The following is a 14,639-nucleotide window of genomic DNA, read 5'->3' on the forward strand; positions in this document are numbered from 1 at the left end:
CGCGACGATCGCCGCCTCGTCCAAAGCCTCTCGCATCACCAATCCCCCGATGCGCCGCCGCCGCCCGACCAGCCGCCGCCGCCGGAAAAACCTCCGCCGCCCCCAAAGCCGCCGCCGCCCAAGTTGCCCCCGCCGCCGCCGAAAGAGCCCGGGCCGGGCAGGATGATGAACGGGCCGCCGCCTCGCCTGCCTCGCCCGCCGCCACTTCCGCCGCCACGATTGCTCCAGATTATGAAAATGACGAAAGCGACAATGAGGAAAGGCAGAAGGGACTGAAAGACGGCGTCCGGATCGTCGGCGCGAACTTGCGGCTTCCTGGTCCATTCGTTGGCGTCGGTGGTCAGGATAGTGATGACGTCATCTACGCCGCGCGTGATCCCGCCGGGAAAGTCGCCTGCCTTGAATCGCGGCGCGATGGCGTGGGCGATGACAACTTTCGACAAAGCGTCGGTCAAAGTGCCCTCAAGGCCATAGCCGACCTCGATCCGCACTTTTCTTTCCTTGGGCGCGACCAGCAGCAGCACGCCATTGTTCTTGGCTTTTTCGCCCAGTAGCCAATGACGGAACAATTCATTGGCATAGGGTTCGATCTCCTGGCCCTGAAGGGAGGAGACCGTGGCGACGACGAATTGAATGCCGGATTTATCCTCGAGCGCCGCCAATTTTTGCTCCAGCGCCAGACGCGTGTCTGCGGGCAGGAGATTGGCCTGATCGACGACGCGCCCGGTCAGGGCGGGAAAGGTCAAGTCCTGGGCGAAGGCCGAGGCGGTGAGTGTCAAGGCCAGCGTCAGAAAAAGCCACAAAAAAGGCAGCCAGCGCCTCAAGGCGCCGGCTGCGAACCGGCCTGGGAATTGGGCTTGAGCCATCGGCGCGCCCGGAAACCTTTCAGAACTTGACGGCGGGCGGCGTCTGCGCGCCTTCGGCGGCGGTGAACGACGCCATCGGCTTCTTGCTGCGAAACACCGTGGAAGCCCAGAGGATCGATGGGAAGGTCTGCAGCGTCAGATTATAATCGCGCACCGACGCGATATAATCGCGCCGGGCGACGGCGATGCGGTTTTCGGTTCCCTCAAGTTGCGATTGCAGGGCCAGGAAGTTCTGATTCGACTTCAGATCCGGATAGTTTTCGCTGACCGCCAGCAACCGGCCGAGCGCGCCGGTAAGCTTGGACTGCGCATCCTGGAACTGCTTGATCTTGTCGGGATCGGTGAGGTCGGCGGCGTCCACATGGACCTGGGTCGCCTTGGCCCGCGCCTCGATGACGCCGGTCAGCACGTCTTTTTCCTGCTTGGCGTAGCCCTGGACGGTCGCCACCAGATTGGGAATGAGATCGGCGCGGCGCTGGTAATTATTCTCGACGTCGGCCCAGCGCGCCTTGGCGGTCTCCTCCGCGGTCGGAATGGTGTTGTAGCCGCAGGCCGACAGGCTCAGCCCGAGCAGGGCGACGGCAATGAAATTTCGCAGGCGATTCGGGAAAGCCATTGCAGCGCATCCTCAAATGGAGGGGGTTGCACGCGGCGCGGCACGCGCGCTGCGTGGGTAACGCCACAATTTAGGCAAGCTTTGGACGCTAAGCTAGAGCAAAAATGCGCTCACGGAATGGAAAGCAGAATTTTTCCCTGCGCCTTTCGGCTCTTGATCGCTTGCAACGCTTGCGCGACCTCGGCCAGCGGATAGACGCGATCGACATGGGCCGAAAGGATTTTCCGCGCCGTCCAGTCGAAAATCCAAGCCATGTTTTCAAGATGAAGCCGCGGCTCGCGCTGGACGAATTCGCCCCAATAGACGCCGATAATGGCGCAACCCTTCAGCAAAGTCAGGTTGAGCGGAATTTTCGGGATTTCGCCCGAGGCGAAGCCAACCACCAGAAAACGTCCCTTCCAGGCCATGGCGCGCAAGGCCGCTTCGCTCCACGCGCCTCCAATCGCGTCATAGACGCAATCGACGCCCTTGCCGCCGGTGCGCTGTTTCAGTCCTTCCTTCAGATCCTCGACCGAATAATCAAGCCCTTCGTCAGCGCCATAGCCTTGCGCGAAACGCAGCTTTTCGGGCGAGGAGGCGCAGGCGACGACATGGGCGCCCATGGCCTTGCCGATTTCCACCGCCGCCAGGCCGACGCCGCCGGAAGCGCCGAGTACTGCGAGGGTTTCGCCCTCTTTCAGATCGGCCCGCTGGCGCAGCGCATAAAGCGTTGTGCCATAGGTGATGAACAGGCCGGCCGCCCGGTCGTCGCTCAAGCCGTCTGGAACGGCCAGCAGGCTCGTCGCCGGGAGGACGAGTCGCGAGCGCGCGGCGCCAAAGGAGCAATAGCCGGCGACGCGTTGGCCGACGGCGAAATCCTGCACGCCCGCGCCCAAAGCGACGACGTGGCCGCAGAATTCACCGCCGGGCGAAAAGGGCAGGGACGGTTTGAGCTGATATTTGTTTTCGATGATCAGGGTGTCGAAAAAATTCAGCGCGACCTTCGATGGCGCGACCATGACCTCGCCGGGGCCGGGCGCGGGATCGGGCAATTCCCGCAAAACGAGGCTTTCGGGCGGACCAAATCGTTCACAAAGCAAAGCGATCATTGCGTTTTTTCCGTTTCAACGGCTATCTGACCTCTAGTCACGGCGACTATAATGCGCCGTCGCTTGTCTTGTCAGCGGTCCGATTTTCGCCGGGATCGAGGCATAATGGCATGCGGGGCCGCATTCCAGCCTGAGGCGGATTGGCGCTATTATCCGGGCGACGTGATTCGTTTCCTGTCCACTTGAACTCACGGTTGCTTCATGAATCCTCCTTCCGCCTCTCGCTTGCGCGCCGTCCTGACCGGCGTCGCCATGGCCGTCGTCTTCACCTTCGGGCCGATGGGCGGCGCATGGGCGCAAGCCGACGGCGCCAGATCCGACAAGGCCAAGGCGGACAAGAAGAAAGGACACGATGACGCCAAGACCAAGGACGCCAAGGCCGGGAAAGAGTCCGGCAAGGCTGCGTCGATCGGCACATTTGGCGATTGGGGCGTCTATGAGACCCAGGGCAAGGCGAAAACCTGCTATGCGCTCGCCCAGCCGAAAAACCGGGAGCCCGGCAAGGTGAAGCGCGACGCCGCCTATATTTTCATCTCCTATCGCCCGGCGGAAAACGTCAAGAACGAAATATCGATCATCATGGGCTTCGCCATGAAGGACGGCGGCGAAGCGCAGGCCACGATCGGCGATGACGAATTCGGCCTGATTTCGAAGGGCTCCAACGCCTGGATCAAGAATCCGGCCGAGGAAGGCCACTTCATCGAAGCGATGAAGAAAGGATCGAAGCTGGTCGTCAAGGCGGCCTCCACCAAGGGCAAGGTCACTACCGACACCTATCCCCTCGCCGGACTTTCCCAGGCCCTCGACAAGGCGCGCAAGCAATGCCAATGATGCGGGAGCTAGCCGCCAAGGGTTGCGCGCCCGGCGCCATTCCCCGCTTCAAGGTTTCCTTGCGGCCTCTGAGGAAGGCTTGAGCGAAAAAAACCTGCGGTTTGTTGTCTATTTGAGGGCTTCCCCCAAGGTCGCAGGACCAAAGTGTGACGCCGTGCCTGCTTGTGAGCCTTCGAGCCGTTGGGCCATAATGGTTTTAGATCAAACGGCGCGCGTTGCACGAAAGCAGCGGCGTCGATTTTGGCCGGGAGGAAGTAATGTCGGAAAAAATTTATCCCGTTCCGGCGGAGTGGGAAAAGCGCGCCTTTATCAACAACGCGAAATATAAGGAATTATATGCGCGGTCCGTTGCCGACCCGGAGGGTTTCTGGGCGGAGCAAGGCAAGCGCATCGACTGGATCAAGCCCTTCACCAAGGTGAAGCACACCTCGTTCGATCCGCATAATGTGTCGATCAAATGGTTCGAGGACGGCACGACCAACGTCTCGCTGAATTGCATCGATCGCCACCTCGCCACGCGCGGCGATCAGGTCGCGATCATCTGGGAAGGCGACGACCCGGCAGAGTCCAAGAAAATTACCTACAAGCAGCTGCACGAGGAAGTGTCCCGCTTCGCCAATGTGCTGAAGTCGAGGGGCATCGGCAAGGGCGACACCGTCACCATCTATATGCCGATGATTCCCGAGGCGGCCTACGCCATGCTGGCCTGCGCCCGTATCGGCGCCGTCCATTCGATCGTGTTCGGCGGCTTCTCGCCCGATTCGGTCGCCGGACGCATCGAGGGCTGCAAGTCCAAGGTTCTTATCACCGCCGATGAAGGTCTGCGCGGCGGCCGCAAGGTGCCGCTGAAAGTAAATGCCGACCTTGCCATCGAAAAGACCGGCGGCATCGTGCAAAGCCAGATCGTCGTCAAGCGCACCGGCGGCGATGTCGCCTGGAAAGAGGGTCGGGATTTCTGGTGGCATGAAGAAGTGGCGAAAGCCTCTCCCGACTGCCCGCCTACCGAGATGAACGCCGAGGATCCGCTTTTCATTCTCTATACCTCCGGTTCAACTGGCGCGCCCAAGGGCGTCGTCCATTGCACCGGCGGCTACCTCGTCTATGCGGCGATCACCCATCAGTATGTGTTCGACTATCACGACGGCGATATCTACTGGTGCACCGCCGACGTCGGCTGGGTGACCGGCCACAGCTATATCGTCTACGGCCCGCTCGCCAATGGCGCGACCACCCTGATGTTCGAGGGCATTCCGAATTACCCTTCGATCTCCCGCTTCTGGGAAGTTGTGGACAAGCATCAGGTCAATATTTTCTACACCGCGCCGACCGCGATCCGTTCGCTGATGGGCGCGGGCGCGGAGCCCGTCAAGAAGACCTCGCGTAAGAGCCTTCGCCTGCTCGGTTCGGTCGGCGAGCCGATCAATCCGGAAGCCTGGGAATGGTATCACCGGGTGGTCGGCGAGGACCGCTGCCCGATCGTCGACACCTGGTGGCAGACCGAGACCGGCGGCATTCTCATCACGCCGCTGCCCGGCGCGACGGCGCTGAAACCCGGTTCGGCCACCAACCCGTTCTTCGGTGTGCAGCCCCAGATCGTGGACGCCTCGGGCAATGTCATCGAAGGCGCCTGCGAAGGAAATCTGGTCATCGCCGATTCCTGGCCTGGACAGATGCGCACGGTCTATGGCGACCATGAGCGCTTCCAGCAGACCTATTTCTCGACCTATCCAGGCAAATACTTCACCGGCGACGGTTGCCGTCGCGACGCCGATGGCTATTACTGGATTACCGGTCGCGTCGATGACGTCATCAACGTTTCCGGTCATCGCATGGGCACTGCGGAAGTCGAAAGCGCGCTGGTCGCCCACGCCGCCGTTTCGGAGGCCGCTGTTGTCGGCTATCCGCACGACATCAAGGGCCAAGGCATTTATGCCTATGTCACGATCATGGAAGGCATCGAGCCGACCGAACAGTTGCGCAAGGAGCTGGTCGCCTGGGTCCGCAAGGAAATCGGCCCCATCGCCTCGCCGGACGTGATTCAGTTCTCGCCCGGCCTGCCGAAGACCCGGTCGGGCAAGATCATGCGCCGCATCCTGCGCAAGATCGCCGAAAACGATTTCGGATCGCTTGGCGACACGTCGACCCTTGCCGATCCGACCGTTGTCGAAGACCTGATCCAGAATCGCGGCGGCTGAACCCGCATCTTAGAAAATGAAATGCAAAAGCCGGGCGGAAAAATCCGCCCGGCTTTTTTTTGCGCCTGAAACAAATCAACGAGAAGTTTACCATTCGGGCGAATTTTGGGCGAGCTGTGGCGCCGTTACGCTAGTTTTGGAAAGTTTTTGCCGGCAATTTTGAAGCATCGCCGTCAGATGACGACGTTCTTCCGTCGGAGTAAGTTGTCGATGCGCAGTTTCAAGAACTTTCAAACCGGCGCGCTCATTGGCGCGTGCCTCTTCGGCCTGTCCGCTCCCATCGGTCCCGCCCAGGCCAATACCCACGTCGTGAACTTCCGCTCGGCCTATGACGCCGGGACGATCGTCATCAGCATGAGTCAGCGCAAACTCTATTATATTCTTTCGGATGGAACGGCCATCCAATATCCGGTCGCCGTCGCCAAACCGGGCAAGGAATGGCTGGGATCGGCCCATATCCAGGGGAAATATTTCCACCCCGACTGGACGCCGCCGGCCGTGGTCAAACACGATCACCCCGGATTGCCCAATTTGATCCGGGGCGGTTCGGCGCGCAATCCAATGGGCGTCGCCGCCATGACGCTCGATCGCGACCAGATCGCCATTCACGGCACGTCGCCGACCATGCGCGGCTCGATCGGCACCCGGGCCTCCTATGGCTGCATCCGCATGCTCAACGAGGACGTCACCGACCTTTACGGTCGCGTCAGCGTTGGCACGCATGTTGTCATGCAACCTTGAAATAAGACGCCTGATTGTTTTCGCGGGCAGGCCTTTCCGGCATGGGGGAGTCCTGTCCGTCGGTTTTTTCAAAAGTCCCGGCCCATCTCCAAAGCCAAGAACGCTCGCAAGGCCTCCGGCGTCGTTCCTTTGGCGCGCAACTCCCGCAGAGGGACCGCCGACTTGCTTTTCGCCAGTTTGCGTCCGTGTTCGTCGCGCACGAGCCGGTGGTGACGATAATCTGGCGTTCTCAAGCCAAGAAGAGCCTGCAGCAGCCGGTGCAGACCTGTCGCCGCCTCAAGATCGACCCCGCGCACCACGTCCGTGACCCCCTGGAGGTGATCGTCGAGTGTGCAGGCGAGGTGATAGGAAGTGGGCGCGTCGCGTCGTCCGATCGGCGCGTCGCCCCAAAGCGCCGGCGCCGCGCCGACGACTGCGCCGTCTGAACCTTCGTGGAATTCCCGATAGATCAGCGGCGCGGCGGCCTCCGCCAAGGCCTTCTCCATGTCGAGCCGCAGCGCGAACCGCGCGCCGCCAGCGATGCGGGACGCGCGCTCCGCCATCGACAAATGACGGCAGGCGCCCGGATAAAGTGGCGAAAAGTCGGGATCCAGCGGCCAATCCTTGCGGTCGGCGCAGGCCTCGGCGATCTCCTTGCGCGAGCAGAAACAAGGATAGGCGAGGCCGCGTCGCGTCAATTGGTCCAGCGCGGCGCGATAGTCGGACATATGCTCCGATTGCCGGCGCGGCGTCTGTTCCCAGGCGAGGCCGAGCCAGGCCAGATCTTCGATAATCGCCGCCTCGAAATGGGGGCGCGAGCGCTCAGGATCGATATCCTCGATGCGCAACAGCAGCCGGCCGCCGCTTTCCTCGGCGAGCCGCCGATTGAGCAAGGCCGAAAAGGCGTGGCCGAGATGAAGATAGCCATTGGGCGAGGGCGCGAAACGGAAAACCCGCCGCACGCCGGCCCTGGCCGAAGCGATGGTTCCCCGCGCCGGTTTGAGATCGGCCATTTTATGGTCCGCCAGCCTTCAAAAGTCGCTGGCTATGCCCTTGCGCTCCCAATCGCCATAGCGGATCGGCTCCGGACCCTTCGGGCCGTTGAATTCCGGCGGCAAGGCGGGAACCGGCGGGGCCTCGCGGCGACGTTCCTCGGCCTCGTCGAGCGCGCGTTGCGCCGGTGGGCTCAAGGTTTTGGTCAAGGTTTTGGCAACGGCCGTGGACCGGGCCTCGTTTTCGCTCTGGCTGTCGAGGCGATCTGATTGCGTCATGCCGGGGCCTTTTCCTGTTCGCGTTCGCTTCCCGCCGGGGCGCGCATGGCTAACGACGCTCCGCTGTGGTAAAAAAATTCACGCCGATTCATAATCGAAACCCGCGTGCGCGCAACTCCCACTTGATTACGGGGCGAATGACCCAGAATTTCGGCAAGTCGTCCGGCGGCAGGTCGTCCGGCGGCAAATCTGTCGGCCGCCCCGGCGGACCCGCGAAGCATGGATCGGCTGCGAGGCCCTATTCGCAAGAGCAAGCTTCGATCGAAGCCCTGGCCCATCCCGGCCTCGCCGCGCGGGTGGCCGCCGCCGCCGTGATTTCCGACGTGGTGCAGGGCGGCCACGCGCTTGACGAACGTTTCGCCGTCGAAGCGGCGCCTTCGCGCGTCAACGGCCTAGACGAACGCGATCGCGGTCTGGCGCGCTCTATCGCCACCGTCGCCTTGCGCCGCCTCGGCACCATTCGCCTCGCCCTGAGCCAATTGGTCGAAAAGGGCCTGCCGCGCAATTGCGGAGCGCTCGAATGGATTTTGATTGCGGCGAGCGCGCAAATTCTGTTTCTCGACGCGCCCGATCACGCCGCCGTCGATCTCGCCGTGCGCGCGACGCGGCTCGACTCCAAGAGCGCGCCCTTCGCCAATCTGGTCAATGGCGTGTTGCGCAATCTGATTCGCCGCCGCGAAGAATTTCTGGGTCAGTCCGACCCGCTCGAGGACGATACGCCGCATTGGCTTTCCGCCCGTTGGCGGCGAGTCTACGGCGAGGACCGCGCGCACGCCATCGCTACGGCCAATCGCGACGAGCCGACGCTCGACCTGACCGTCAAGGCCGATCCGGCGGGCTGGGCGGAAAAACTGGGAGGCCGCGTGCTGCCGACCGGCTCCGTTCGTTTGCAAACCCATGCGCCGATCCGCGAGCTGGAGGGCTATGAGGCCGGCGCGTGGTGGGTTCAGGACGCCGCCGCCGCTTTGCCGGCTCGCCTGCTTGAAGCGCGGCCCGGCGAGCGGGTGCTCGACATGTGCGCCGCGCCCGGCGGCAAGACCGCGCAACTCGCCGTCACCGGCGCCGATGTGACCGCGCTCGACCGCTCCGCCGAACGCCTGAAAATACTTTCGGCCAATCTTTCGCGGCTACGGCTCGAAACCGTCATCGCCGTCGGCGACGCCGCCAGCTTCAGGTCCGAGCCGTTCGACGCCATCCTGGTCGACGCGCCCTGTTCGGCGACCGGCACGGCGCGGCGCTGTCCCGACGTGGTCTGGACCAAGAAGCCCGGCGACATCGCCGCGCTCGCAGCCGTCCAGACGCGAATTCTCGACCGCGCCCTGAGCCTGCTCAAGCCGGGCGGCCGGCTGGTTTACGCCACCTGCTCGCTGGAGCCGGAGGAGGGCGAGGCGCAGATCGCCGCCATGCTTCGCAGAAATCCCGACATCATTCGCGAAAAGATCGATCCAGGCCCGCTGGGCTTGCCCGAGGAGGCGGCCACGCCGGAAGGCGACCTGCGTCTTCTGCCCTGTTTCCTGCCCCATGAAGACCCGCGCCAGCGCGGCCTCGACGGATTTTTCATCGCGCGCCTCAAGCGAGTTAATTAGCTGTTAATTAATAATGTTGAGCCATTCTCCCAAGGCTGGGGACGCCTTCGCGCCGAGGGCGGCCTGTTGCCGGGGCAGCGGAGAATGGGTCGCCATTGACGGTTTCAAGCTTCTCGCCTCTCGCCGAACGTCTGCAAATCTTCCGCCTGCTGGCCGCGCGCGGCGCCGTCAAATTGCGAGTGGGCCTGACGCGTCCCTTTCTGGCGCTCGGCCAGTGGCGCGCGCGCCAGCCGGAAAGACTGCTGATCGCGCCTCCGGACATTCGCACCGGCGATCCGACCACCGCAGCCGATATTTACGCCGGCTATTATGCTTTCGCCGGCAAGATCGTCAATTCGCATGGCCGCTCGCCTTTCTCGATCCATCCCCCGTCGCCGGAATGGGCGCGAATTCTCCACGGCTTCAGCTGGCTGCGGCATTTGCGCGCCGCCAATTCCGCCTTGGCGCGCGCCAACGCCCGATCCTTGGTGAAGGAATTCATCGCGACTTCGGGCAGATCCCGCGACTGGCCGGCCTGGGAGCCGGGCGTCGTGGCGCGGCGCACGCTCTCGTGGCTCAGCCAGTCGCCCATGTTGCTCGAAGGCGTCGATTACGACGATTACCGGCGTTTCATCCGCGTGCTTTCGCGCGGCTACTGGCTGTTGCGACGGCAGGCCCACGACGAGCTCGCCGGTGACTTGCAATTGACCGCCGCCATCGCCATGACCTCCTTCGCCCTTTGCGCACAGGGCGGCGCGCCGCTGCTCAAGGGCGCCGTTTCCGCGCTGAACGCGCAATTGCTAAGGCAGATTCTGCTCGACGGCGGGCCGATCGGCCGCAACCCACAGACGCTGGTCGACCTGCTGTTCGACCTCCTGCCCTTGCGCCAGGCCTTCGCGGCGCGCGGCATGTCGCCGCCGCCGGAACTGCTCAACGCAATCGACCGGATGACCCCGGCCTTGCGGCTGTTCCGCCATCCCGAAGGCGCCCTTGCCCTTTTCAACGGCATGGGCGTGACCGCGCCCGACCGAATCGCCATCGCCTTGTCCTATGATGACGCGCGCGGGCGGCCTGTTTTCAACGCGCGCTATTCCGGTTACCAGCGGATGGAGGCGGAGCAGGCGTTGGTCATCGTCGATACCGGGCCGCCGCCGCCGCCGCTGTTCTCAGGCGGCGCCCATGCCGGCTGCCTGTCCTTCGAGTTTTCGCTCGGCATTGAGCGGATTGTGGTAAATTGCGGCAGTCCCGGCCCGCGCCGCCCTGATCTTCGCGCCAGCGCCCGCACCACGGCGGCGCATTCGACCCTGACAATCAACGATGCCTCCTCCTGTCTATTCAGCGCCCGACTTGGCGTCGAGAGCTGGTTCGACGGTGAAATTCTGGCCGGTCCCGTCCATGTCCCGGTGACCCGGGTGGAAAACGCCGAAGGAACGACGGTCGGCGCTTCGCATGACGGCTACCAGCGCCGGTTCGGCGTGATCCACGAAAGAAGGTTGTCCTTGCCCGCCGAGGGCCAACGTTTGCTGGGCCGCGACCGGTTGGTCGCGCCGCGCGGCGGTGAAATGACGGACGTGAATTACGCCATCCGCTTTCACATCGCCCCCGGCGTCGCGTTGGCCCCGATCTGGGAGGGGCAGGGGGTGCTGCTGCGGACCGCCTCGGGCGCGACGCTGACTTTCGAGGCGGGCGGATTGCCAGTCGATATTGAGGAAAGCATCTATTTCGCGGCGCCCGAAGGCCCGCGCGCCTGCGAGCAGATCGTGGTTTATGGCGTCGCCGCTGACATTGATGAAGTCGCCTGGTCTTTTTGCGTCCCGCCCCCGCAACTCGCCGCCGCTCTGGCCGTCGAGCAGGCTCCTTGACTGCGGGCGCCCGGGCGACTTGTCACAATCTCGAAGAGTTCGACGAATCGAAAGGCGTCGAACAGGCATGGGCGCGCATTTCCGTTTTTCCTGAAACATGCTAAGGGCGGCGCGCATCCATACGCCTTGGCTGGTTTTCCGGCCATCCGGCGAACCGTCCTGCCTCGGAACCCTGCCGCCCCCGATCCTTCTTGCCTCCCATCCTCCTTGCCCCCGGCGAAGGGCGGCATGTTCCGGGGCCAAACCACAAGACCTCAAGAGTTCAAGCCATGTCCGATATACGCGCCCTCGAACGTGCGCTGCTTTCCGTTTCCGACAAGACCGGACTGATCGATTTCGCCCGCGCCCTTTCCCAGCGCGGCGTCGCGCTCGTTTCGACCGGCGGCACCCGCAAGGCCCTCGCAGACGCCGGACTTCCGGTGCTGGACGTCTCGGACCTGACCGGCTTTCCCGAAATGATGGATGGGCGAGTCAAGACGCTGCATCCGAAAGTGCACGGCGGCCTGCTGGCGATCCGCGAAAACCCGGAACATGAAGCGGCCATGCTGGCGCATGGGATCGAGCCGATCGATCTCCTCGTAGTCAATCTCTATCCCTTCGAGGCGACCATCGCCAAGGGCGCCGACTGGGACGAGGCAATCGAGAATATCGACATTGGCGGCCCGGCGATGATCCGGGCGGCGGCGAAAAACCATCAGGACGTAGCGGTTGTGGTCGATGTGGCCGATTATGCGACCATTCTGGAAGCGATGGACTCGAACGGCGGCGCGCTCGATCTACGTCTGCGCCGCAAACTCGCCCAGAAAGCCTATGCGCGCACCGCCGTCTACGACGCGACCATCTCGAACTGGCTGGCGCAGGAGATCGGCGCTGAGAATCCCGAATTCCGGGCCGTCGGCGGCAAACTCGCCGAATCCATGCGCTATGGCGAAAATCCGCATCAGACGGCGGGTTTCTACAAGACCGGCGATGAGCGGCCCGGCGTCGCCACCGCGCGGCAGGTCCAAGGCAAGCAACTCTCCTATAATAATGTCAACGATACCGACGCCGCCTTCGAACTCGTCGGCGAATTCGACCCTTCCCGCACAGCCGCCGTGGCGATCATCAAACACGCCAACCCCTGCGGCGTCGCGGAAGGCGCCGATCTAAAGCAAGCCTATCTGCGCGCCCAAGCCACCGATCCCGTCTCGGCCTTTGGCGGCATCGTCGCCCTGAACCGCAGGCTCGACGCCGCCGCCGCCGCCGAAATCGTCAAAATCTTCACCGAGGTCATTATCGCGCCCGACGCAGATGAAGAAGCCATCGCCCTGATCGCCGCGAAGAAAAATCTCCGGCTTTTGCTGACCGGCGGCCTGCCCGATCCGCGCTCGCGGGGCCTCGGCGTGCGTTCCGTCGCAGGCGGCCTGTTGTTCCAGTCGCGCGACAACGCCGTCGTCGATGACATGGCCCTCAAAGTGGTCACCCGCCGCGCCCCGAGCGAAAGGGAGCTCGCCGATCTCAAATTCGCCTTCCGCGTCGCCAAGCATGTCAAGTCCAACGCCATCGTCTACGTCAAGGATGGCGCGACGGTCGGGATCGGCGCCGGCCAGATGAGCCGCGTCGATTCGTCGCAAATCGCCGCCTGGAAAGCCGCCGAGGCGTCGAAAGCGGCGGGCGCCGCCGAAAGCTGGGCCAAGGGTTCGGTCGTCGCCTCCGACGCCTTTTTTCCCTTTGCCGACGGGCTTCTCGCCGCCGCCGAAGCGGGCGCCACCGCCGTCATCCAACCCGGCGGTTCGATGCGCGACGACGAGGTGATCAAGGCCGCAGACGAGGCCGGCCTCGCCATGGTGATGACCGGCTATCGCCACTTCCGCCACTGAGCCGGCGCAAAACTTTTCGGACGCGCCCGTCGCGCGGGCGACTCCCGGCGCTCATAGCGCGTGGAGATAATCGCTTTGCTCGGCCAGGCGCGCGAGGCGGATTTCCGGACGCGCGCCGAAATGCTGAATGATTTCGCTGGCCGCCAGGGCGCCGAGGCGCGCGCAACGGCCGAGCGGTTCGTTGCGGGTGTAGCCGGTCAGGAAGCCGGCGGCGAACAAGTCGCCCGCGCCGGTCGTGTCCACCAGTTTTTCGATCGGAGCCGCCGGCACTACGTGGGTTTCGGCGCCCTTGACGATAATGGCGCCCTTTTCGGATCTCGTCACCGCCGCGAGAATATTCTCCTGGCGCAAGGCGGCCAGCGCCACGTCGAAATCCGCCGTTTGATAGAGGGCGTGAAGCTCCGATTCATTGGCGAACAAAATATCGACGACGCCGTCGCGGATAAGGCTCAAGAATTCCTGCTGGTGGCGATCGACGCAGAACAGGTCGGAAAGCGTCAGCGCCACCTCGCGCCCGGCGTCATGGGCGATGCGCGCCGCCTCGACAAAAGCCTTTTTCGCTTCCGGCGGATCCCACAAATAACCTTCGAGATAGAGGATTTTCGAGGCCGCGACATCGGCGCCGTCTATATCTTCGCAGGTCAGGTTCTGGCAGGCGCCGAGAAAAGTATTCATCGTCCTTTGCCCGTCCGGCGTCACCAGAATGAGGCAGCGCGCCGTCGCGGGCCCCGCCGGGGTCGCCGGGGTCGCAAAATGCACGCCCGCCGCCTTGATGTCATGGGCGAAGGCGTGGCCGGCCTCGTCGGCGCGAACCTTGCCGACAAACGCGCCCCTGCCGCCGAAACTCGCCACTCCGGCGATTGTATTGGCGGCGGAGCCCCCGGAAACAATCGTCGTCGCGCCCATGGCGTCGTAAAGCGCCTCCGCCTGCGCCTCGTCGACCAGTTGCATGCCGCCCTTGCGAAGGCGGGCGGCGATCAAAAAATCCTCGTCGACCGGGGCGATGACATCGACAATCGCATTGCCGAGGCCCAGCACGTCAAATTTATACGCAGCCATGGGAGTCCCCCTGAATGGTCCGATCCGCCAAATGCCCGCAAGGGCCGATCCCGTCAAGACTTTCTTCAAACCGGCGGGCGCCGGCGCAATCGAACATAAAGCGCGCCCGATCCGCCGTGCGGCCGACCCGCCTCCTCGACGGACAGGACAATAGAGCGAAGCGAGGAATCGCGCAGCCAATGCGGCGCATGGCGGCGAAGCACGCCGGTTTCGCCGCCGTCGAAACCCGCACCCTGCATTTTTCCCTTGCCGGTGACGACCAGGACGATTTTCGCGCCCGATTCCGCCGCCCGCCACAGGAAGGTGTTCAACGCCCGGTGCGCCTGCGCCTGAGTCATGCCATGCAGATCGATCACGTCGTCGATTTCCGCCCTGCCTGAGGACAGACGTCTTTTCAGCCGGCGATCCAAAGGCGCGAGCGGCGCCGGGGTCGCCGGCGCTTTCGCCTGCCGCTGCGGCGCCGCGACGACGGCCGGCGAAGGGAATTTTCGCGCGGCTGCAGCCGGTGGAGATTTAGCGGCGAGCGGAGTTGGAAGCTCCGCTTGGGAATCGGGCCGGTTCTCTGGCGGAGCTTTCCTCCCCCGCGGCTTCACATCGGCGGTCGCGTGGCGCCACAGAGCGATCTCCTCCCATGACAGGAGCCGCTTGCGAGACGGGCGCTTGTTGTCGCCGTTTTTCATCGCCCTCGATCCATGGCGTCTCGTTGG

At 63.7% G+C, this 14,639-nt stretch carries 13 protein-coding genes; 6 read left to right on the top strand and 7 right to left on the bottom strand.

Features of this window, described 5'->3' with window-relative positions; genetic code table 11:
- Nucleotides 1–35 precede the first annotated feature (35 nt).
- From QZY01_RS07835 to QZY01_RS07845, 3 genes are all read right to left on the bottom strand, one after another.
- Nucleotides 36–866 (bottom strand): TPM domain-containing protein, encoded by an 831-nt coding sequence (locus QZY01_RS07835; RefSeq protein ID WP_294535507.1) that lies wholly within the window; start codon nt 864–866, stop codon nt 36–38.
- A 19-nt stretch (nt 867–885) separates the two neighbouring features.
- Nucleotides 886–1,482 carry a LemA family protein gene (locus tag QZY01_RS07840; protein WP_294535510.1) on the bottom strand — a complete coding sequence of 199 codons (597 nt, stop codon included), beginning with the start codon at nt 1,480–1,482 and terminating at the stop codon, nt 886–888.
- A gap of 110 nt (nt 1,483–1,592) precedes the next feature.
- Nucleotides 1,593–2,570, bottom strand: coding sequence for an NADPH:quinone oxidoreductase family protein (locus QZY01_RS07845; protein WP_294535513.1), 978 nt, complete (start codon nt 2,568–2,570; stop codon nt 1,593–1,595).
- 201 nt (nt 2,571–2,771) lie between these two features.
- Here QZY01_RS07845 and QZY01_RS07850 point away from each other — a divergent pair, with 201 nt between their 5' ends.
- The 3 genes from QZY01_RS07850 (at nt 2,772) to QZY01_RS07860 (ending at nt 6,337) form a co-directional block, all read left to right on the top strand.
- Nucleotides 2,772–3,401, top strand: a complete 630-nt coding sequence (locus tag QZY01_RS07850; RefSeq protein WP_294535516.1) for an invasion associated locus B family protein — start codon at nt 2,772–2,774, stop codon at nt 3,399–3,401.
- Nucleotides 3,402–3,658: 257 nt separating this feature from the next.
- Nucleotides 3,659–5,596, top strand: coding sequence for an acetate--CoA ligase (gene acs / locus QZY01_RS07855; protein WP_294535518.1), 1,938 nt, complete (start codon nt 3,659–3,661; stop codon nt 5,594–5,596).
- A gap of 210 nt (nt 5,597–5,806) precedes the next feature.
- Nucleotides 5,807–6,337: a L,D-transpeptidase gene (locus QZY01_RS07860; RefSeq protein ID WP_294535521.1), complete on the top strand. Its 531-nt coding sequence runs from the start codon at nt 5,807–5,809 to the stop codon at nt 6,335–6,337.
- A gap of 68 nt (nt 6,338–6,405) precedes the next feature.
- Here QZY01_RS07860 and gluQRS read toward each other — a convergent pair whose 3' ends face one another.
- Entirely contained in the window at nt 6,406–7,329 is a 924-nt protein-coding gene (gene gluQRS, locus QZY01_RS07865) for a tRNA glutamyl-Q(34) synthetase GluQRS (RefSeq protein WP_294535523.1), read from the bottom strand.
- Nucleotides 7,330–7,347: 18 nt separating this feature from the next.
- Nucleotides 7,348–7,587, bottom strand: coding sequence for a DUF1674 domain-containing protein (locus QZY01_RS07870; protein ID WP_294535526.1), 240 nt, complete (start codon nt 7,585–7,587; stop codon nt 7,348–7,350).
- A 137-nt stretch (nt 7,588–7,724) separates the two neighbouring features.
- Between QZY01_RS07870 and QZY01_RS07875 the strand changes: the two genes are divergently transcribed.
- The 3 genes from QZY01_RS07875 to purH all read left to right on the top strand — a co-directional run bounded on the left by QZY01_RS07875 (nt 7,725) and on the right by purH (nt 12,873).
- A complete protein-coding gene (locus tag QZY01_RS07875; RefSeq protein WP_294535529.1) occupies nt 7,725–9,173 on the top strand; it encodes an RsmB/NOP family class I SAM-dependent RNA methyltransferase in 1,449 nt (482 codons plus the stop codon).
- Nucleotides 9,174–9,268: 95 nt separating this feature from the next.
- Entirely contained in the window at nt 9,269–11,014 is a 1,746-nt protein-coding gene (locus tag QZY01_RS07880; protein WP_294535533.1) for a heparinase II/III family protein, read from the top strand.
- A 269-nt stretch (nt 11,015–11,283) separates the two neighbouring features.
- Complete coding sequence (gene purH / locus QZY01_RS07885) at nt 11,284–12,873, top strand: bifunctional phosphoribosylaminoimidazolecarboxamide formyltransferase/IMP cyclohydrolase (RefSeq protein ID WP_294535536.1); 1,590 nt, start codon at nt 11,284–11,286, stop codon at nt 12,871–12,873.
- Between the two features lie 51 nt (nt 12,874–12,924).
- Here purH and QZY01_RS07890 read toward each other — a convergent pair whose 3' ends face one another.
- Both QZY01_RS07890 and QZY01_RS07895 read right to left on the bottom strand, forming a co-directional pair.
- Nucleotides 12,925–13,932 (bottom strand): adenosine kinase, encoded by a 1,008-nt coding sequence (locus QZY01_RS07890; RefSeq protein WP_294535539.1) that lies wholly within the window; start codon nt 13,930–13,932, stop codon nt 12,925–12,927.
- Nucleotides 13,933–13,997: 65 nt separating this feature from the next.
- A complete protein-coding gene (locus QZY01_RS07895) occupies nt 13,998–14,612 on the bottom strand; it encodes a Smr/MutS family protein (RefSeq protein ID WP_294535542.1) in 615 nt (204 codons plus the stop codon).
- Between the last annotated feature and the right edge of the window lie 27 nt (nt 14,613–14,639).

The sequence above is a fragment of the uncultured Rhodoblastus sp. genome (genome assembly GCF_903903185.1).
Classification (GTDB): domain Bacteria; phylum Pseudomonadota; class Alphaproteobacteria; order Rhizobiales; family Beijerinckiaceae; genus Rhodoblastus.